This window comes from Saccharothrix isguenensis (assembly GCF_052936305.1).
On record NZ_CP193626.1, the window covers coordinates 5305518 to 5326928 of the forward strand.

At 72.4% G+C, this 21411-nt stretch carries 5 protein-coding genes and 1 pseudogene; all 6 read right to left on the reverse strand.

Features of this window, described 5'->3' with window-relative positions:
* The gene (locus ACRAKI_RS23530; protein WP_447002674.1) at positions 1-858 is read right to left on the reverse strand and encodes an SDR family oxidoreductase; all 858 of its coding nucleotides are present in this window, start codon (positions 856-858) and stop codon (positions 1-3) included.
* Between the two features lie 98 nt (positions 859-956).
* On the reverse strand, positions 957-2168 hold the full coding sequence (locus ACRAKI_RS23535; RefSeq protein ID WP_447002675.1) for an aminotransferase class I/II-fold pyridoxal phosphate-dependent enzyme: 1212 nt from the start codon (positions 2166-2168) through the stop codon (positions 957-959).
* A 65-nt stretch (positions 2169-2233) separates the two neighbouring features.
* Positions 2234-2812, reverse strand: coding sequence for a DUF2867 domain-containing protein (locus tag ACRAKI_RS23540; protein ID WP_447002676.1), 579 nt, complete (start codon positions 2810-2812; stop codon positions 2234-2236).
* Positions 2809-4248: a cytochrome P450 gene (locus ACRAKI_RS23545; RefSeq protein ID WP_447002677.1), complete on the reverse strand. Its 1440-nt coding sequence runs from the start codon at positions 4246-4248 to the stop codon at positions 2809-2811. The genes ACRAKI_RS23540 and ACRAKI_RS23545 overlap by 4 nt, the downstream gene beginning before the upstream one ends.
* A gap of 59 nt (positions 4249-4307) precedes the next feature.
* Positions 4308-9719 (reverse strand): annotated as a pseudogene (locus ACRAKI_RS23550) (type I polyketide synthase); the annotation flags it as partial.
* Positions 9720-9831: 112 nt separating this feature from the next.
* The gene (locus tag ACRAKI_RS23555; protein WP_447002678.1) at positions 9832-21402 is read right to left on the reverse strand and encodes an SDR family NAD(P)-dependent oxidoreductase; all 11571 of its coding nucleotides are present in this window, start codon (positions 21400-21402) and stop codon (positions 9832-9834) included.
* Between the last annotated feature and the right edge of the window lie 9 nt (positions 21403-21411).

The following is a 21411-nucleotide window of genomic DNA, read 5'->3' on the forward strand; positions in this document are numbered from 1 at the left end:
TCAGTCGGAGGTCGTCGAGCCGACGGACGTGCGCGAGGCGGCTTCCTTGCGCACCGCGCGCACCTTCCCGTCCATGTACCAGCGCATCACCGGCGCGATGACACCACCCCAGCGGAGCATCACCTTGCTGAAGCCGTCGAGGCAGATCACCGGCTTGCCCCGGTCCAGTCCGCGCAGGATCCCGCGCGCGACCACGCCCGGCTGCAACGGCTTGATGGCCCCGGTGATCGCGGCGGTCTCCGCCGGCTTCCACCGGTTCTCCTCCTCCAGCTGCGGGGTGTCGACGTCCGGGGGGAACACGCCGGTCACCCGCACGCCCTGCGGCACCAGTTCGTTGCGCAGCGCCTCCGTCAGACCCCGCACCGCGAACTTGGCCGCACCGTAGGCCGTGTAGCCGTACACCCCGGCCAGCCCGGCCGTCGAGATGATGGTGACCACCGTGCCCCGGCCCCGGCTCGTCATGCCGGGAGCCACCGCGCGGACCGCCCAGAGGGTGCCGAAGTAGTCGACCTCCATCATCGTGCGGAACACGTCGTCGGACATCTCCATGAAGTGCCCCGGCCGGGCCTGGCCCGCCGACGTCACCAGCACCGCGCAGGGACCGGCCTCCGCTTCGAGCTCCTCGATCGCGACCGCCAGCGAGGCCGGGTCGGTGACGTCCACGCTCCGCGTGTGCACCTTGCCCCCCTTCGCCCGCAGTGATTCCGCCGCCGCGTCGAGCCGGTCCTGCCGACGCGCCACCAGCGACACGACCGCGCCCCGTGCGACGAACTCGGCGGCCAGCGCGAGCCCGATCCCGCTGGACCCCCCGGTCACGACGACGTGCTCGCCCGGTCGCAACCAGTCCGTACTAGCCATTGTCTCCGCCTCTTTCCACCAGACGACGTGCTGTCCCGAGCAGCTGTCGGCCTGGAATCGGTGCATCCGCCAGGACCGGGAGTGCCTTCACCGGCGGGTTACAGGTAACCCTCGTTGCGCAGCTTCTTCGACACCTCGAGGAAGTTGTCGATCTGCTCGTCGGTGTGCCCCGCGTTGACGATGATGCGGAGCACCGCCTGGCCGCGCCGGGCCGCCGGGTACAGGTACGGGGGAACGCGGATCCCGTGCTCCAGGTACTTGCCGTACAGCTCCACGCACTTCCGCTCGTCGCCGACGATGACAGAGGTGAAGCAGGTCTCCGTGTCGGTGATCGGCAGCTCGATGTCGAGCATCTTCTTGCGGAAGTCGGCGACCTTCGACAGGTAGTTGTCGACGATCTCCGGCTCCTCGTACGCGAGGAGCCTGGTGATGTACGCCGTGCCCGCCGCCGCGGGGGCCAGCATTCCGGCGGTGAAGGACCCGGTGCCCGAGAGCAGTTCGAACGACTCGATGGCGTCGCGGTCACCCGCGATCAGGCCGCCTTCGAGACCGACGGCCTTCTTCATCGACACCATGATGAACGAGGACCGGAGCATCCCCTCGTACTCCTGGTGGAAGTTCCGGTGTGCCGGGCCGTAGACGAGGAAGCCGTTGGCGTCGTCCGCGAAGGAGAGTGCGCCGTACTTCTCGCACATGTCGACGATCTCGTGCATCGGCGCGACCGTGCCGTCGATCGAGTACACGGACTCGAACACCACGACCACGCGCTTGCCCTGCAACTGCTTGAGGACCTCTTCGAGGTTCTCGACGTCGTTGTGCCGGAACGTGAAGATGCGCTCGCCGAACTTCATGCCCTCGGCGGCTTTCCACAGCGACCAGTGCGCGTCCCGGTCGTACACGAAGACGACGTCGCGGTTGACCATGGCGACGCCCTGCATGAACGACTGCGTGCTGGACATCGCGTTGATGAAGCCGATGTTCGCGACCGTGCCGGTGGCGAAGCTGATCGCCGCTTCCTTCTTGAGGTACTCCGCGACCGTCTGCTCCATGTCGAGGTGCGCGGGAGTGATGCCCTGGATGACCCGGGTGCCGCCGCTGCCGAGGCCGTACTGCCTGGTGGCGGCGACGAGGCACTCCATCACGTCTTCACGGCGCTGGAGGTTCAGGAAGTTCACCGAGGCGAAGTTCGTCACCATGGCGTTCTCGTCCGTGCCGTGCAACGCCCCCGGGATCACCCCGGACACCGGCACGTTGTTGATGCCGAGCGCCCGGATCCCCTGGGCGAACTTGTCGAAGTTCCAACCTGGCATAGATGTCATCGTCTTGCGACCTCGTCCTTTTCTAGAGCTTTCGAATGTGGTGGTGCGCCGGGCGGTCAGGTGTACTTCGGCCAGTTGCGGCCGATCGACCGGACCAGCTCCGGGAGCACCAACGCGCGTCGGAAAGGCTTGATCGCGGTCATGTAAGCCTTGCCGAGGGCCCCGTTGGGCTTGACCAGGACGGTCATCTGGCCCTGGTACCCGCCCTTGCCGTCCTCGATCCAGCCGAGGTGCATCAACGTGTGCACGGTCCGGTTGGCCATCTCGGCCACGAACTCCCGCTCGGTCTGGTAGACGGGGTGGAACGGGACCACCTGGAACTCCGGGCCGCGAGGTCCGTCGCGCAGGTCGTCCGGCAGCCGCTCGCGGAGCGACTTCACCCGCTTGCCGAGACCCGCTTCCTTCTTGTCCAGCCCGAGCAGCCCACCGAGCTTCCAGCGGAGCTCGAACAGAGCCCGGATGACGGCCCCGGAGATCTCGTCGTCATCGTCCGACGTGAACTGCCGCACCAACCGGTCGAGGTCGTCCGGGCCGCCTGGTGTCGGCAGCACCCACACGTCCTCGACCTCGAAGTCGTCGGTGAATTCGTGGACACGCCACTGCTGTTCGGCGTACGTGCTGTCCGGAACCCTCATTGCGCGGCGTTCCCGGCCAGGCTGGGTCCCTTCACCCGAGGCTTGAGCGCCACGCGCGCGCCGTACTTGGACGTCATGGTGACGGTGCGGCTCTTGGGCGGCTCCGGCTTCTGGTCGGGGCGGTGGAGTTCACAGGTGGACAGCACCGCGCGGAGCACGGCCTTCATCTCCATGACCGCGATCCGGTCGCCGAGACAGCGGGTGTGGCCGCCCCCGAACGGGATCCACGTGTAGGCGCCGGGCTTGACACCGACGAACCGCTCGGGGTTGAACGTGTCGGGGTCCGGGTAGACGTCCGGGTCGTGGTGCATCAGGTAGCCGCTCGCCCACAGCTGCATGCCCGGCTCGTAGCGCACGCCGCCGATCTCGATCGGCTTGACGACCTCGCGGGGGATGATCTGCGGGGTCGGCGGTCGCATCCGCAGCACCTCGTGCACCGTGGCGGTGAGGAAGGTGTCGTCGGCGCCCTCGTCGATCTCGGCGACGAGCCGCTCGCGCACGGCGTGCTCCCGGCTGAGGAACTCGAGCGCCCAGGTGATGCCCGCCGCGGTCGTCTCGGTGCCGGCCAGGAACATGGTCATCATCTCGTCGCGCAGCTCGACCGCGCTCAGCGGAGTGCCATCCGAGCGGGTGATGCCGAGCAGCACGGACAGCATGTCGTCGCTCGCTTCGCCGGACTCCATGCGCTCGGCGACCGCCTGCGCGATCAGCGCGTCCGAGCGCACCTTGTTCCGGAAGAAGCGGTCGAAGCCCAACGGCTTGATCGCCCGGAGCACGCCCACCGCGCGCGGCGACATGTTGTGGGTCTCGATCATCGACGTGAACATCTCGTTGAAGTCGAGCATGTCCCAGATGATCTCGAACAGCTCGTCCCAGACCTTCGGGACGTTCTTGCCGAACACCATCTCGCGGATGACCTGGATGGTGAAGCGGTGCACGTGCGGGCGCAGTGCGACGACCTCGCCGCGCGGCCACGTCGCCACGATGCTGTCGGCCATCTCGTCGATGGACGCCTCGATCCGCATCAGCGCGCTGCCCTTCACCACGGGCATGAGCTGCTTGCGGCGGGCCAGGTGCTCCTTCTCGTCCAGCCACGCCAGTCCCGTGTGGCCGATGAACTTCTCCAGCGCGGCGCTGCCCTTGCCGGTGTGCAGGACGTCCCTCGGGGCGAGGAACATCTCCTTCACCTCGGCGGGGTCCGAGAGCACGAAGAGCGGCGCCTCGGGGAAGATCTTCAGCGCGAACTTCTTGCCGTACTGGTCCCGGCACTTGCGCATGAACTTCGCCGGGTTCGAGAAGAGCTGGATGCCCTGGACCAACCCGGGCGTGCGGGGTCCCCGCAGCGATGTGGCCGGCACGGCGGACTTCGCCGTCGTGGCCTCCGTGCCGGCGTTCTCCTCGCCGGCCGTGCCTCGCGTGGTGTCGCGAGTGTCCATGTCGGTGCTCACTCCTCGTTCGTGGTTGCCGCGACCCGCCTGGTCCGCGTCACTGGCCGTCATTCGCCGGTGCTCCCGGCCGCGGCCGTCGCGACGGCCCGCTCGGCGCGGCCGTTCGCCAGGTCGCGCAACGTGTCGAGCAGCCCGGTCGAGCGCAGGTCGTCGAGCGGGATCGACGCGATCATGGTGCGGATCTCGTCCTCCTCCGACCGGGGCGCCGCGTTCTCGTCGGACGTCTTCCCGGACCCCGCGGTGTCCGCCGCCACCAGCGTGAGCAGGTGCGACGCGATCGCCTGCGGCGTCGGGTGGTCGAACACCAGCGTGCTTTCGAGGTGCAGCCCGGTGAGGCGGGTGAGCCGGTTGCTCAGCTCCACCGCGCTCAGGGAGTCGAACCCGTACTCGTGGAGCTCACGGTCCGCTTCGACCGCCTCCGCCGAGTCGTGGCCGAGGACCGCGGCGGTCTGGGTCAGCACCAGCTCCAGCACGATCCGGCCGTGGTCCTCCTGGGCCACGCCCGTGAGGCGCCGCGCCAGCGACTCGGTCACCTCGGTCCGGTCGGACCTCCGCACGAGCCCGCGCAGCATCGCGGGCAGCATCCCCGCCGCCGCCTGGCCGCGCAGCGCGGTGGCGTCGAGCCGCACCGGCGCGAGCAGCGCCTGGTCGAGCCCGAGCGCCTGGTCGAACAGCTCCAACCCCACCTCGGCCGACAGCGGGCGGACGCCCATCCGCTGCAACCGGGCCAGGTCGTTATCGCCGAGCTGACCGGCCATGCCGGCCTCGTCCGCCCACAGACCCCATGCCAGCGAAGTCGCCGGCAGGCCGTCGACGCGCCGCCTGGTGGCGAGTGCGTCGAGTGCGGCGTTCGCCGCCGCGTAGTTGGACTGGCCGGGGCTGCCGATCAACGAGGCCACGGACGAGAACATCACGAACGCGGACAACTCGGTGCCGGCGGTCAGCTCGTGCAGGTGCAGGGCCGCGTCGATCTTCGGCCCCATCACCCCGGCGAGCTGGTCGGAGGTCATCGACTCGACCACGCCGTCGTCCAGCACACCGGCCGCGTGGATGACCGCCGTCACCGGCGTCTCCGCCGAGGCCAGCAGTCGTGCGACCTGCTCGCGGTCGGAGACGTCGCAGGCCTCGACCCGCACCGACGCGCCGAGCGCCTCCAGCTCGGAGACCAGCTCGGCCGTCCCTTCGGCGTCCGGGCCGCGACGGCTCGCCAGCAGCAGTCGCCGCGCGCCGTGCTGCTCCGTGACGTGCTTCGCGAGCAGCGAGCCGAGACCGCCGGTGCCACCGGTGATCAGGACCGTGCCGTCCGACTCAGCACCGAGCAGCTGACCGGTGGCACCCGGCCGGGTGGCCGTGCGCGCCAGCCGCGGCGCCAGCAACCTGCCGCCGCGCATCGCCACCTGCGGCTCGTCGAGGTCGACGACCGTGCCCCAGTCCGGCTCGCCGCTGCCGTCGACGTCCACGAGCAGGAACCGCCCGGGACGCTCGGACTGGGCGCTGTGCACCAAGCCCCACACCGCGGCCTGCGCGACGTCGGGCTGCTCACCGCCGACCGCGACCGCGTTCCTGGTCAGCACGACCAGTCGCGAGTCGGCCAGCCAGTCGATCATCAGCCACCGCTGCACGAGGTCCAGCGCGGTGGACGCGGCCGTGCGCGTGGCGTCGGCCGCGCCACCGGTGGGCGTGTCCACCATGGCGAGCACGATCTCCGGCGCCGGCCCACCGTCGTACGCGGCTTCCTCCAGCAGGAACAGGTCCGCGTACCGGTCTCCCGACGCGGGGAGGTCACCGAGGACCGCGACGCGCACCTCGCGCCCCGCGGCACCGGACACCGGCGTCCAGTCGACCTGGAACAGCGAGCGCTGCGTGGTCTCCTGCGCCCGCGCCAGCTGCGCCTGCTCCACCGGCCGCAGGGCGAGCTTGTCCACGGTCAGCACCGGCTCGTCCGCGTCGGTGGTGACGACGAGCCGCACCGCGGTGTCGCCTTCCGCCTTGACGCGCGCGCGCACCGAGGTCGCGCCGGCCCGGCCGAGCCGGACGCCCGACCACGAGAACGGCAGCAGCACCGGGTCACCGGGGTTCTTGTCGAGCAGCCCGATGTGCAGGGCGGCGTCGAACAGGCCGGGGTGGATCCCGAACCCGCTGCTCACCGCGCCCTCGGGCAGGGAGACCTCGGCGTACAGGTCCTTGCCGATGCGCCACACCGCACGCGCGTCGCGGAACGTCGGACCGTACTCGTAGCCGATGTCCTCCAGCCGGTCGTACCACCCGTCCACCGACACCGCTTCGGCGCCGGCGGGCGGCCACTCCTCCGCCGCGAACGGCATCGGGTCCGTGTCCGCGGCGAGCCATCCCCGCGCGTGGCACGTCGCCGGCTGCGGCTCGTCGTCGGCGCCGGCCTCCGCGCGGGAGAAGATCGCCACTTCGCGGCGGCCTTCGGCGCCGGCGTCGCCCACGGTGATCTGCACCTGGCGCGGGACGCCCTCGTCCAGCAGGAGCGGCGACTCCATCAGCAGTTCGTCCACCACCGGGCTGCCGACCCGCCGACCGGCCGCGAGGGCCAGTTCGACCAGGGCCGTGCCGGGCACGATCGTCACGCCGAGGACCACGTGGTCCCGGGTCCACGGCTGCGAGTCGGTGGAGATGCGACCGGTGAACACCCACTCGTCCCGGTCACCCACCTGCACCGCGCCGACCAGGAACGGGTGCTCGACCGGGCCGAGCCCGGCGGCGGTCGCGTCGCCGACCCCGATACCGGCCATCTGCCAGTACCGCTGGTCCTGGAACGCGTACGTCGGCAGGTCCGCGCGCCGCGCGCCCGTGCCCGCGTAGAACGCCGACCAGTCGACGCCGACACCGGCGAGGTGCGCCTGCCCGAGGAACCCGGCGAACGTCTCCTCCTCGGAGCGGCGGGCACGCAGCGCGGGCACCACCACGGCGTCGCGCTCGTCCAGGCCTTCCAGGCACTGGCGGACCATCGCGGTCAGCACGGCGTCCGGTCCGAGTTCCAGCATCCTGCGGACGCCCAGTCCGTGCAGCGTCTGCACGCCGTCGGCGAACCGGACCGCGTGCCGCACGTGCGCCACCCAGTAGTCGGGCTCGCACATCTCGGCCGAGACCAGCTTGCCGCTCACGTTCGAGACGATCGGGATCTGCGGCTCGGTGAACTTCAGCCCGGCCGCCACCTCCCGGAACTCGGCCAGCATCGGCTCCATGCGCGGCGAGTGGAACGCGTGGGACACCCGCAGGCGGGTCGTCTTGCGGTCCTGCCACTGCGGCAACCACTCGTCGATCGCGTCGGCGTCGCCCGAGACCACCACGGCGCGCGGGCCGTTGACCGCGGCGATCTCCAGCCGACCCTCGAAGCCGGCCAAGGACGCGGCCACCGCGGTCTCGTCGGCCTGCACGGCCACCATCGCGCCGCCGGTCGGCAACGCGCCCATCAACCGACCGCGCGCGACGACCAGCGCGCACGCGTCCGCCAGCGACAGGACGCCCGCGACGTGCGCGGCGACGATCTCGCCGACCGAGTGGCCGATGAGGAAGTCCGGGCGGATGCCGAGCGATTCCACCAGCCGGTACAGCGCCACCTCGACGGCGAACAAGCCGACCTGCGTGAACTCGGTCGAGTCGAGCAGCGCCGCCTCGGCGGAACCCTCCTCGGCCGTCAGCAGGTCCCGCACCGGCCGGCCCACCAGCGGGTCGAGTTCCGCGCACACGTCGCCCAGCGTCTCGGCGAACACCGGGAACACGTCCGCCAGTTCGGCGCCCATCCGGGCGCGCTGGGAACCCTGGCCGGTGAACAGCACCGCGGTCTTGTCCCCGACCGGGCGACCTTCGGCCACGTTCACGGCGGACTCCCCCGCCGCCAGGGCGGTCAGCCCGGCCAGCAGCGCGTCCCGGTCGGACGCCACGACGACCGCGCGCTGGTCGAGCTGCGCCCGCGTCGTGACTTCGGAGAACCCGACGTCGAGGGGGGAGAGCTCGGGGCGTGCCTCCAGGTGGGTCCGCAGCCGTTCGGCCTGGGCGCGCAGTGCTGCGCCGCCACGGGCGGACAGGATCACCGGCACCGCGCCGAGCGTCCGCTCCACCGCGGTCTCGACCGGAGCCACGTCCTGCGCCGGGGCTTCTTCCATGATCACGTGCGCGTTCGTGCCGCTGACGCCGAACGACGAGATGCCGGCGCGACGCGGCCGCTCCGACACCGGCCACCGCCGGGCCTCGGTCAGCAGCTCGACTTCACCGGAGTCCCAGTCGATGTGCGGCGACGGCTCGGCCGCGTGCAGCGTCGGCGGCAGCGTCTCGTTCCGCATCGCCATCGCCATCTTGATCACACCCGCCACGCCCGCCGCGGCGGAGCTGTGCCCGATGTTCGACTTGATCGAGCCCAGCCACAGCGGCTCGCCCGACCGCTCCTGGCCGTAGGTCGCCAGCAGTGCCCGCGCCTCGATCGGGTCGCCCAGCGTCGTGCCGGTCCCGTGGCCCTCCACCGCGTCGACGTCCGCCGCGCTCAGACCGGCGTTCGCCAGGGCCGCGCGGATCACGCGTTCCTGCGACGGGCCGTTCGGCGCGGTCAGGCCGTTGCTGGCGCCGTCCTGGTTCACGGCGGTGCCACGCACGAGGGCGAGCACCTTGTGGCCGTTGCGGCGCGCGTCCGACAACCGCTCCACGATGACGAGTCCGACACCGTCGGCGAAGCCCGTGCCGTCCGCGGCCGACGAGTACGACTTGCAACGCCCGTCCGGCGAGAGACCGCGCTGACGGCTGAACTCCACGAACAGGAACGGACCGGCCAGCACCGTCACGCCGCCGACCAGCGCCAGCGAGCACTCACCGGCGCGCAACGCCTGCGCCGCCATGTGCAGCGCCACCAACGACGACGAGCAGGCCGTGTCCACCGACACCGCCGGCCCTTCCAGGCCGAGGGTGTAGGAGATCCGGCCGGACACCACGCTGGTGGACTTCCCGGTCAGCTGGTAGCCCTCCAGCTCCGGCAGCGCCGCGCCGCCGTAGTCCGAGGTGATGACGCCGCAGAAGACGCCGGTGTCGCTGCCGCGCAAGGAGGTCGGGTCGATGCCCGCGTCCTCCAGCCCCTCCCACGCCGCGCGCAGCATCAGCCGCTGCTGCGGGTCCATCGCCAGTGCCTCGCGCGGGCTCAGACCGAAGAACTCGGCGTCGAACTCGGCGGCACCGTCGATGAAGCCACCGCCCCGGGTGTTCACCGTGCCCGGCCGCTCCGGGTCCGCGTCGTACATCGCGTCGGCGTCCCAGCCGCGGTCGGTCGGCATCGCCGAGATGCCGTCACGACCGGAGGCCACGAGCTCCCACAGCTCCTCCGGCGACGTCACGCCACCGGGATAGCGGCAGCTCATGCCCACGATCGCCAGGGGCTCGCTCGACTGGGCCAGCAGCCGCCGGTTCTCCTGGCGCAGGCGGTCGGTTTCCTTCAGCGATGTCCGAAGTGCCTCGACGAAGTCGTTGTCATCGACCGTCATTACTGGTTTTCCTCCACGTCGGTGCGCCGCCAGGCGACCAGGTTCCGGGTGCTGCGGGCCAGTCCATGTCCTGGACAAGTCATGCGTGCTCCCCACGGGCCATCCTGAGGAGGGCCATGGGATCCATGTCGTCGATCGAGGTGGGGGCTTCGTCGGCCGCGGGCGCCGCCACGAGCGGATCGCCGTTCGCCAGGGTGCGCAGCGTGTCGAGCAACCCAGCCTGACGGAGTCGGGCGACCGGGATCGACGCCACCATGGCGCGGATCTCGTCTTCCTCCGACCGGGCCGTCGTCGCGCCGGGATCCGGCGTGACGACCGAGACGACGTACTGCGCGATCGCGTCCGGAGTCGGGTAGTCGAACACCAGGGTGGCGGGCAGTCGCACGCCGGTGGCCTGGGTCAGCCGGTTGCGCAGCTCCACCGCGCTGAGCGAGTCGAAGCCGAGGTCCTTGAACGCCCGGCCGCGGTCGATCGCGTCCGCGGAGGCGTGGCCGAGGACGGCGGCGACCTGTCCGCGCACCAGCTCCAGCACGACTCCTTCGCGGTCGGCCTCGGCGACTCCGGCGAGCCGCTGTGCCAACGACCCGCCCGCTTCGGTCCGCCGGACGGGCGCCAAGCCGCGCATCAGCGCGGGCAGCGTGCCCGCACGGGCCTGGGAGCGGAGCACGGCCAGGTCCAGTCGCACCGGCGCGACCAGGGCCGCGTCGACCGCGAGGGCCTGGTCGAACAGCGCGAGCCCGGAGTCGGCGGAGATCGCGCCGATGCCCATCCGCTCCAGCCGGGCGAGGTCGGCCTCGGCCATCCCGCCCGTCATGCCGGTGGCGTCGGCCCACAGGCCCCAGGCGAGCGAGGCCGCGGGCAGCCCGTTCGCACGCCGCGTCGCCGCGAGCGCGTCGAGGGCCGCGTTGGCCGCGCCGTAGTTCGCCTGGCCCGGGCTGCCGATCAGCGCCGCGGCCGAGGAGAACAGGACGAACGCCGAGAGGTCCATGCCCGCGGTCAGCTCGTGCAGGTGCAGCGCGGCGTCGACCTTCGGCCGCATCACCCGCTCGACCTGCTCCGGCGTCAGCGACTCCACCACACCGTCGTCCAGCACACCGGCCGCGTGGATCACCGCGGTCAACGGCCGGTCGACCGACGCGATCAGGTCCGCCACCTGGCCCCGGTCCGCCACGTCGCACGCCGCGACCCGGGCCTCGCAGCCCAGCGCGTCCAGCTCCACGAGCAGCTTGTCCACGCCGTCGGCCGCCGAGCCACGACGGCTCACCAGCAGCAGGCGCCTCGCACCGTGCCGCTCGGCCAGGTGCTTGGCGAAGATCGCACCCAGACCACCCGTGCCACCGGTGATCAGCACCGTCCCGTCCCGGTCGAACGGCACGTCGCCCGAGGAGTCCGTCACCCGCGCCAGTCGCGGCGCCAGCACCCGGTCGCCGCGGACGGCGATCTGCGGCTCGTCGAGGTCGGCCAGCGCACCCCACCAACCGGGCTCGGTCGTCCCCTCGAAGTCCACGAGCAGGAACCGACCGGGGTGTTCGGCCTGCACGCCGTGCAGGAGACCCCAGACCGCGCCTTGTGCGACATCCGCCGTCTCGTCGCCCACGGCGACCGCTCGGCGGGTGACCACGACCAGCTTGGCCTCGGCGAGGGATTCGCTTGCCAGCCACCGCTGCACCAGCTCCAGCGCGCGGACCGCCGTGTCGCGCGCCGAGTCGACGCCCTCCTCGGCCGCCGGCACCGACGCGAGCACGATGTCCGGCGCCGCGACGCCGCCACCGAGCGCCTGCTCCAGCGCGGCGAGATCGGCGTACCGCTCACCGGACGCGTCGAAGCCACCCAGGACGGCGACGCTCTCCGCCCGCGGCGCACCCACGGTCAGGGTGGCCCAGTCGAGCCGGAACAACGAGTTCGGCGTGACGCGCTGCGCGTTCGCCAGCTGCGACGGCTCGACCGGGCGCATGACCAGCCGGTCCATCGTGAGCACCGGCTCGCCCAGCTCGCCGGTGATCTCGACGTGGAGCGCGGACTCGCCGGCCGGCGAGATGCGGGCCCGGACCCGGGACAACCCGGTCGCGCCGATCCGCACGCCGGACCACGAGAACGGCAGCATGGCCGAGACGTCGTCGCTCTGCTTGAACAGGCCGCCGTGCATGGCGGCGTCGAACAGCGCGGGGTGGATGCCCCAGCCCTCGCCGTCGGTGTCCTCCGGCAGCGACACCTCGGCGTAGACGTCGTCGCCCACCTGCCACGCGGCGCGGACGCCCTGGAACATCGGGCCGTAGTCGTAGCCGAGGTCGGCCATGCCGCCGTAGAGCGTGTCCACGGACGCGGGCTCGGCGCCGGCGGGTGGCCACTCCGCGGGCCATGCGACGACGGGAGCGGACTCCGGTGCGAGCACGCCACGCGCGTGGCAGGTCGCCTCGGACCGCTCGTCCCCGCTCGTCGCCAGGCGGGTGTAGATCGCGACGTCACGCTTGCCGTCGTCGCCGGCCGCGCCGACGGTGACCTGGACCTGGCGGGTGACGCCCTCCTCCAGCAGGAGCGGCGCCTCCAGCACCAGCTCGTCCAGCACGGGGCTGGCGGTGTGGCGTCCGGCCGCGACGGCCAGTTCCACGAGACCCGTGCCGGGCACGATCGTCACGCCGAGCACGACGTGGTCCCGCGTCCACGGCTGCGTGTCGGTGGACAGGCGGCCGGTGAACACCCACTCGTCACGGTCGCCGACGGACACCGCGGCGGCCAGGACGGGGTGCTCGACCGCGCCCTGTCCGGTCGCGAAGGCGTCCCCGCCTCCCGCGTCGGGCGCCAGCCAGTAGCGCTCGCGCTGGAACGCGTACGTCGGCAGCTCGACCGCCCGGACGCCGGTGCCGGCGTAGAACGCCTGCCAGTCGACCGGCAGGCCGGCGATCGCGGCCGCACCCAGGAACCCGGCGAACGTCGCCGCCTCCGCGTGCTTCGCCCGCAACGCGGCGACGAACGCGACATCCGTCTCGTCGTCCAGGCACTGGCGCGCCATCGCGGTGAGCACGCCGTCGGGGCCGAGCTCCAGGAACCGGCGCACGCCGAGGTCCCACAGGGTCTTGACACCGTCGGCGAACCGCACGGCCTGCCGCACGTGCCGGATCCAGTACTCCGGCTCGGTCACCTCGTCGGTGACCAGCGCCCCGGTCAGGTTCGACACGATCGGCAGCCGCGGCGGCGCGAACGCCAGCCCCTCCGCCACCCGGCGGAACTCGGCCAGCATCGGCTCCATCCGGGGCGAGTGGAACGCGTGGCTGACCCGGAGCCGGGTCGTCTTGTGCCCGTCCCACCGCGGCAGCCACTCGTCGGCGGCGTCGGCGTCACCCGAGACGACCACCGCGCGCGGCCCGTTCACCGCCGCGATCTCCAACCGGCCTTCGAAGCCGATCAGCGACGCGGCCACGTCCGCCTCGTCCGCCTGGACGGCGACCATCGCGCCGCCGGCGGGCAGGGCGCCCATCAACCGGCCGCGCGCCACGACGAGCGTGCAGGCGTCGGCCAGTGACAGCACGCCGGAGACGTGCGCGGCGGCGATCTCGCCGACCGAGTGGCCGATCAGGTAATCCGGCCGCACGCCCAGCGACTCGACCAACCGGAACAGCGCCACCTCGACCGCGAACAGCGCGGCCTGCGTGAACTCGGTCCGGTCCAGCGAACCGTCCTCGGCGGACAGCAGCTCGCGCACCGACCGGCCCAGCAACGGGTCCAGCTCGGCGCACACCTCGTCCAGCGCCTCCGCGAACCGCGGGAACGCCGCCGCCAGCTCCAGGCCCATCCCGGTCCGCTGCGACCCCTGACCGGTGAACAGGAACGCCGTCTTGCCGACCACCGCGCGACTCGCGGTCCCGCCGTCGGCCAGGGCCTTCAGCCCGGCCAGCAACTCGTCCCGGTCGGACGCCACGACGGTGGCCCGGTGCTCCAGCAGCGCCCGGGTCGTCACCTCCGAGAAGGCGACATCCGCCAGAGCCAGGTCGCGCCGGGCGGCCAGGTGCTGCCGCAACTTGTCGGCCTGCGCCCGGAGCGCGGTCTCGCTGCGCGCCGACAGCACGACCGGCACGACCGGCAGCGGCGCGGACTCGACCGGCTCACCGGCGTCCTCGGCCGGGGCCTGCTCCAGGATCACGTGCGCGTTCGTGCCGCTCACGCCGAACGACGACACACCGGCGCGGCGCGGACGGCCGGACACCGACCACTCGCGCGGCTCGGACAGCAGTTCGATCTCACCCGACGCCCAGTCCACGTGCGGGGACGGCTCGTCGACGTGCAGGGTGGGCGGCAGGACCCCGTGCCGCATGGCCTGCACCATCTTGATCACGCCCGCGACACCCGCCGCGGCCGAGCTGTGGCCGATGTTCGACTTGATCGAGCCCAGCCACAGCGGACCGTCCGCCCGCTCACGGCCGTACGTCGCCAGCAGCGCCTGCGCCTCGATCGGGTCACCCAGCTTGGTGCCCGTGCCGTGGCCCTCCACCGCGTCCACATCGGACGGTCGCAGGCCGGCGTTGACCAGCGCCTGCCGGATCACCCGCTCCTGCGACGGGCCGTTCGGCGCGGTGAGGCCGTTGCTGGCGCCGTCCTGGTTGATCGCGCTCCCGCGCACCACGGCCAGCACGCGGTGGCCGTTGCGCCGGGCGTCGGACAGCCGCTCCACCACGAGCAGGCCCAGGCCGTCCGAGAACCCCGTCCCGTCGGCGGACGCCGAGTACGCCTTGCACCTGCCGTCCGGCGCGAGACCGCGCTGACGGCTGAAGTCGATCAGCAGGTCCGGCCCGGTCATCACGGACACGCCGCCGACCAGCGCCATGGAGCACTCACCGGAGCGCAGCGCCTGCGCGGCCAGGTGCAGTGCGACCAGCGACGACGAGCAGGCCGTGTCCACCGACACCGCCGGGCCTTCGAGGCCGAGGCTGTACGCGATGCGCCCGGAAGCGACGCTCGTCGTCGTGCCGGTCAGGAAGTACCCCTCGGTGGCCGGCCGCAACGAGGCGCCGTAACCCGAGGTGACCGTGCCGCAGAAGACACCGGTGTCCGAGCCGCGCAGCGACGTGACGTCGATGCCCGCGTTCTCGAACGCCTCCCACGCCGCCTCCAGCAGCAGGCGCTGCTGGGGGTCCATGGCCAGCGCCTCGCGCGGGCTGATGCCGAAGAAGCCCGCGTCGAAGTCGCCGACGCCGTCGATGAACCCGCCGCCCCGCGTGTAGAGGGTGCCGGGGTGCTCCGGGTCCGGGTCGTACAGCCGCTCCAAGTCCCAACCGCGGTCGGCGGGCAGGGCGGACATCGCGTCACGACCGGACGCCACCAGCTCCCACAGCTCCTCCGGTGACGACGCACCCGGGTACCGGCAGCTCATGCCGACGATCGCCAGCAGGTCGTCGGCCTCGGGCTTCGGCGCCGGACGCGTCCGCACCACCGGACGCGACGACTCGACGCTGCCGCCGAGCTCGGTGACCAGCATCCGCGCGACCGCCACCGGGTTGGGGTGGTCGAAGATCAGCGTCGCGGGCAGCCGCAGGCCGGTGGCCCGGGTGAGCCGGTTGCGCAGCTCGACCGCGCTCAGCGAGTCGAACCCGAGTTCCTTGAACGCCCGTTCGGTGTCGATCGCGGCCGGTGAGGCGTGCCCGAGCACGGACGCGATCTGCGTCCGGACCAGGTCGAGCACGATCTGCTCGCGGTCGGCCTCCGGCACGCCGGCGAGCCGCCTGCCGAGCGACCCGCCCGACTCGGCCCGACGAGCCGGAGCCCGGACCAGGCCGCGCAGCAGCGGCGGCAACATGCCCGCGCGTGCCTGCGCCCGCAGCACGGCCGGGTCCAGCTTCACCGGCGCCAGCAGCGCCGAGTCGGCGCCGAGGGACAGGTCGAACAGCTCCAGCCCGGACTCGGCGGACAGCGCGTTGACGCCCATCCGCTCCAGTCGTGCCAGTTCGGCCTCGTCCAGCTCACCGGTCATGCCGGTGGCGTCGGCCCACAGGCCCCAGGCGAGGGACAACGCGGGCAGCCCGTCCGCGCGCCGCTGGTGCGCGAGCGCGTCCAGGGCGGCGTTGGCCGCGGCGTAGTTGGCCTGGCCGGGGCTGCCGATCAACGCGGCCACGGAGGAGAACAGGACGAACGCCGAGAGGTCCATCCCGGCGGTCAGCTCGTGCAGGTGCAGCGCGGCGTCGACCTTCGGCCGCATCACCCGCTCGACCTGCTCCGGCGTCAGCGACTCCACCACACCGTCGTCCAGCACACCGGCCGCGTGGATCACCGCGGAGATCGGCTGGTCGAGCGACGCGACCAGCGCGGTCAGCTGGTCCCGGTCCGCGACGTCGCACGCCGCCGCCCGTACCTCCGCGCCCAGCGCCTCCAGCTCGGTCACCAGCTCGCCGGCTCCCGGCGCGTCCGCGCCACGGCGGCTCAGGAGCACCAGGTGCTTCGCGCCGTGCCGCCGCACGACGTGCTTGGCGAACAGGGCGCCCAGGCCGCCGGTGCCACCGGTGATCAGGACGGTGCTCTCGGGGTCCAGCGGAGCCGGGACGGTCAGCACGACCTTGCCGACGTTGCGGCCCTCGCGCAGGAACCGGAACGCCTCACGACCCCGGCGCACGTCCCACGCCCGGGTCGGCGAATGCGTCAGCACACCGCGCTCGAACAGCGCGGTGATCTCCAGCAACATCTCCTGGACCCGCTCGACACCGGCCGCGTCGAACATGTCGAACGCCTGGTACCGGACCCCGGCGTGCTGCCGGGCGACGACCTCCGGGTCGCGGAGGTCGGCCTTGCCCATCTCGATGAACCGGCCACCGCGCGGCAGCAGCTCCAGGGACGCGTCGACGAACTCGCCGGCCAGCGCGTCCAGGACGACGTCCACGCCGGCGCCGTCGGTCGCGTCCAGGAACGCCTGCCGGAAACCCAGGTCACGCGATGACGCGATCCGGTCCGACGACACACCCAGGGCGCGCACCGCGTCCCACTTCGGCGCGCTCGCCGTGGCGAACACCTCCGCACCGAAGTGGCGGGCCAGCTGCACCGCGGCCATGCCCACACCACCGGCGGCGGCGTGGATCAACACCCGCTCGCCCGGCCGCACCCCGGCGAGGTCGACCAGGCCGAAGTACGCGGTCAGGTAGGCCACCGGCACCGACGCCGCTTGCGCGAAAGTCCAGCCGGCCGGCATCGGCATGACCATCCGCCGTTCCGCCACCGCGACCGGGCCGAACCCGGCGGGGACCAGGCCGAACACCCGGTCACCGGGCTCCAGGTCGGTCACCTCGGAGCCGACCTCCAGCACCACGCCCGCGGCCTCGCTGCCCAGCGGCGCGTCACCGGGGTACATGTTCAACGCGATCAGCACGTCGCGGAAGTTCACCCCGGCGGCGCGGACGCCGATCCGGACCTCACCGGCGGCCAGCGGGCGCGCGCCCTCGGACGGGACGATCGCCAGGTCCTCCAGCGAGCCCTTCCGCGAGATCGACAGCCGCCACGCTTCGTGCGACGACGCCGCCGGCGCACGACCCAGCCGCGGCGCGAGCACCCGGCCTTCCCGCACGGCCAGCTGCGGCTCGTCCAAGTCGAGCAGTGAGCCCCAGTCCGGCGCGGTGCCACCGTCCAGGTCCACCAGCACGAACCGGCCGGGGTGCTCGGACTGCGCGCTGCGCACCAGACCCCAGACCGACGCCTGGGTCATGTCCGGCGACTCGTCGCCGACCGCGACACCGCCGCGGGTCACCACGACCAACCGGGCGTCGCCCAGTCGTTCGCTCTCCAGCCAGCGCTGCACCAGTGCCAGCGCGCTGATCGCGGCCGAGGCCGCGTCACCCGCCCTCGCGTCGTCCACCGTGGCGACGACCGCCTCGGGCATCGCCGCGCCGACTGCCAGCGCGCCCTCCAAACCTTCCAGGTCCGCGTGCTCCTCGCCGAGGACCACCACCGCTGCCGCCCGGGGCGAGGCCGCCAGCGTGGTCCAGTCGAGCCGGAACAGCGAGTCGGACCCGTTGCCCTGCGCCCGTTCGAGCTGCGCGGGCTCCACCGCCCGGAACACGAGCTTGTCCATGCTCATGACCGGCTCGCCCTGCTCGCCGACCACGTCGACGCGCAAGGTGGACTCCCCCGCGTTGCCGACGCGCACACGGGCCCGGGTCAGACCGGTCGTGCCGAGCCGGACGCCCGACCACGAGAACGGCAGGACGACCGAGTCGCCCGGCTCCTTCTCCAGCAGACCGCCGTGCATCGCCGCGTCGAGCAGTCCGGGGTGGACGACGAACCCGCCGTTGTCGGCGTCGTCCGGGAGTGCGATCTCCGCGTACACCTCGTCCTGCGTGCGCCATGCGGCTCGCACGCAGTGGAACAGCGGCCCGTAGTCGTAGCCGAGGTCCGCCATGCCGGCGTAGAGCGCGTCCACCGACGCGGGCTCGGCGTCCTCGGGCGGCCACACCTCGTGCCACCCGGCGGTCTGCGCGGGCTCGCCCTCCGGCGCCAGCCAGCCGCGTCCGTGGCAGACGGCCTCGGTCGGCGCGTCGTCCGCGCCGGAGTCGGGACGCGAGTAGATCGCCACCTCGCGGCGGCCGTCGTCCCCGGCCTGGCCCACCGTGATCTGGACCTGCCGCACCGCGGTGTCGTCCAGGACCAGCGGCGACTCCAGCACCAGCTCGTCCAGCACCGTGCAGTCGAGCCGGCGGCCGGCGGTCAGGACCATCTCGGCCAGCGCCACACCCGGCACGACCACCGTGCCGAGCACCACGTGGTCCCGCGTCCACGGCTGGGTGTCGTCGGAGATCCGGCCGGTGAACACCCACTCGTCCCGGTCACCGATCGGCACGGCCGCGGCCAGGACCGGGTGCTCCACCCGACCTTGCCCGGCCGCACCCGCGTCTCCCGAGCCGGTCCCGGGCGCCGCCCAGAACCGCTCGCGCTGGAACGCGTAGGTCGGCAACGGCACCCGCTGCACGCCGGTACCGGCGTAGTAAGCGGACCAGTCCACCGCCACGCCCGAGACGTGCGCCTCGGCCAGCGAAGCCGCGAACCGCCGCATCCCACCCTCGTCGCGGCGCAACGACCCGACCACACCGACCCGATCCGCCGCACCGTGCGCGGCGATGGTCTCCTCCACCGCCATCGTCAACACCGGGTGCGGAGACATCTCCAAGAAGTTCCCGGCACCGTTGTCGATCAACGCCCGGACCGCCGGCTCGAACCCCACCCGGCCACGCAGGCTGCGGTACCAGTACGAGGCGTCCAGGATCTTGGTGTCGACGAACTCGCCCGTGACGGTCGAGAAGAACGGCACGTCGCCGGACTTCGGCGTGAGCGGCGCGAGCACCTCCAGCAGCTCGGCTTCGATCGCCTCGACGTGGACCGAGTGCGACGCGTAGTCCACCGCCACCCGGCGGGCCCGGACACCGTCGCGCTCGCAGACCGCGAACAACTCGTCCAGGGCATCCGGTTCGCCGGCCACCACCACGGAGGCAGGACCGTTCAGGGCCGCCACCGACACACGGCCGCCGTAGGAGGCCACCAGCTCTTCGACCCGCTCCACCGGCAGCGAGATCGACATCATCCCGCCGTGACCGGCAAGCCGGTCCCGCACGAGACCACTGCGCAGAGCCACAACCCGGGCACCGTCCTCAAGGGACAACGCACCCGCGACGCACGCCGCCGCGATCTCGCCCTGCGAGTGACCGACGACCGCCGAAGGCTCGACGCCGTAAGACCGCCACAACGCCGCCAACGACACCATCACCGCCCACAACGCGGGCTGCACCACATCCACGCGCTCCAACGACGGCGCACCATCGACACCCCGGAGCACGTCCTCCAAACTCCAGTCCACAAAGGACCTCAACGCATCGCCGCACTCCCCCACACGAGCCGCGAACACCGGCGAGGAGTCCAACAACTCCACCGCCATGCCCACCCACTGCGCACCCTGACCCGGGAACACGAACACGACGTCGCCGGCGGCGGCACGGTCCTCGACCACACCGTCCACGGGGTCGCCGGCGGCCAGCGCGCCCAGCCCGGTCAGCAGCCGCTCCCGGTCCGTCGTCACGACGGCCGCGCGGTACTCCAGCTGAGCCCTCGTCGTCGCCGACGAGAACGCCACGTCCGCGAGGGACAGCTCCGGCCGCGCGGCCAGGTACGACCGCATCCGCTCGGCCTGCTCGCGCAGCGCGGCGGCGCTGCGCGCCGACACCAGCACCGGCGCCACGGCCGGCGGAGCGGTGGGCTCGGCCACGACCTCCGCCGGAGCCTCCTCGGCAGGCGCCTCCTCCAGGATCACGTGCGCGTTGGTGCCGCTGACACCGAACGACGACACGGCCGCGCGCCGGGGCCGTCCGTTCGCGGTCCACTCCCGCGCCTCGGTCAGCAGCTCGACCTGCCCGGACTCCCAGTCCACGTGCGGGGACGGCGAGTCGACGTGCAGCGTCGGCGGGAGGACCCGCTCGCGCAGCGCCATCACCATCTTGATCACGCCGGCGACGCCCGCGGCGGTGGAGCTGTGCCCGATGTTCGACTTGATCGAACCCAGCAGGAGCGGCCCGCTGTTCTCCCGCTCGCTGCCGTAGGTCGCCAGCAGCGCCTGCGCCTCGATCGGGTCACCCAGCTTCGTGCCCGTGCCGTGGCCCTCGACCACGTCCACGTCCGCCGGGCTCAACCTCGCGTTCGCCAGGGCGGCGCGGATCACGCGTTCCTGCGAGGGGCCGTTCGGCGCGGTCAGACCGTTGCTGGCGCCGTCCTGGTTCACCGCGCTGCCGCGCAGCACCGCGAGCACCGTGTGCCCGTTGCGGCGCGCGTCCGACAGGCGCTCCAGCACGATCAGGCCGAGACCGTCGGAGAAGCCCGTGCCGTCGGCGGAGGCCGCGTACGACCGGCACCGCCCGTCCGGCGACAGCGCCCGCTGCCGGCTGAACTCCACGAACAGGAACGGGCCGGACAGCACGGTCACGCCGCCGACCAGTGCCATCGAGCACTCACCCGACCGCAGCGCCTGCGCGGCCAGGTGCATCGCCACCAGCGACGACGAGCACGCCGTGTCCACCGAGACCGACGGGCCTTCCAGCCCGAGGGTGTAGGAGATCCGGCCGGACACCACGCTCGACGTCGAGCCGGTCAGCCGCATGCCCTCGATCTGCGGCAGGCTGCCCGCCGGGCCGACGGCGTAGTCCGAGGCGCCGACACCGCAGAACACGCCGGTGTCGCTGCCGCGCAACGACGTCGGGTCGATCCCGGCGTCCTCGAACGCCTCCCACGCGGCCTCCAGCAGGAGCCGCTGCTGCGGGTCCATCGCGGTGGCCTCACGCGGGCTGATGCCGAAGAAGTCCGCGTCGAAATCGCTGACCCGGTCGATGAAGCCGCCGACCCGGGCGTAGGACTTGCCGAGCTGGTCGGGGTCCGGGTCGTAGAGCCCTTCCAGGTCCCAGCCGCGGTCGGTGGGCATCTCGGTCATGCCGTCGCGTCCGGCGGCCACGAGTTCCCACAGGTCCTCGGACGAGGTCACCCCGCCGGGGTAACGGCAGCTCATGCCCACGATCGCCAGCGGCTCGTTCGCCCGGTCCTCGTACTCACGCAGCCGGGCCTGGGCATCGTTGAGATCGACGGCCATCCGCTTCAGGTAGCGGAGTAGCTTCTCCTGCTCGGACTCGGTGCTGTCCACGCTCATCTTCATTTC

What these genes read in the sequence shown, in the direction of transcription:
- ACRAKI_RS23530 (WP_447002674.1), bottom strand. Translation starts at nt 858, where the DNA reads ATGGCTAGTACGGACTGGTTGCGACCGGGCGAGCACGTCGTCGTGACC.
- ACRAKI_RS23535 (WP_447002675.1), bottom strand. Translation starts at nt 2,168, where the DNA reads ATGCCAGGTTGGAACTTCGACAAGTTCGCCCAGGGGATCCGGGCGCTC.
- ACRAKI_RS23540 (WP_447002676.1), bottom strand. Translation starts at nt 2,812, where the DNA reads ATGAGGGTTCCGGACAGCACGTACGCCGAACAGCAGTGGCGTGTCCAC.
- ACRAKI_RS23545 (WP_447002677.1), bottom strand. Translation starts at nt 4,248, where the DNA reads ATGGACACTCGCGACACCACGCGAGGCACGGCCGGCGAGGAGAACGCC.
- ACRAKI_RS23555 (WP_447002678.1), bottom strand. Translation starts at nt 21,402, where the DNA reads ATGAGCGTGGACAGCACCGAGTCCGAGCAGGAGAAGCTACTCCGCTAC.